We start from the raw sequence: 234 nt of genomic DNA on the forward strand, positions 1-234 counted from the left end.
CCCCCGACCTCCGGTCGGCTCAGGCGACGAGCTCGCCGAAGGACTCCTCCTGGTCACGGCCGAAGCTGAGGACCTCGTCCTCGCGCAGCCGGCGCAGCGAGCGCCAGATGCTGGACTTCACCGTGCCGACGCTGATGCCGAGGATGTCCGCGATCTCCGGGTCCGTGCGGCCCTCGTAGTAGCGCAGGACCAGCATGGTGCGCTGGAGTTCGGGCAGCCGGGCCAGCGCCTGCC

The 234-nt window shown here is 71.4% G+C and carries 1 protein-coding gene; it reads right to left on the reverse strand.

Annotation, left to right across the window (positions count from 1 at the left end; all coding sequences use genetic code 11):
• Positions 1-19 precede the first annotated feature (19 nt).
• Positions 20-234: sigma-70 family RNA polymerase sigma factor (locus tag BZY54_RS54185; protein ID WP_244217637.1), on the reverse strand; the 215-nt coding region annotated here is incomplete at its 5' end.

The sequence above is a fragment of the Streptomyces carpinensis genome (genome assembly GCF_002154505.1).
GTDB classification, from domain to species: Bacteria; Actinomycetota; Actinomycetes; order Streptomycetales; family Streptomycetaceae; genus Streptomyces; species Streptomyces carpinensis.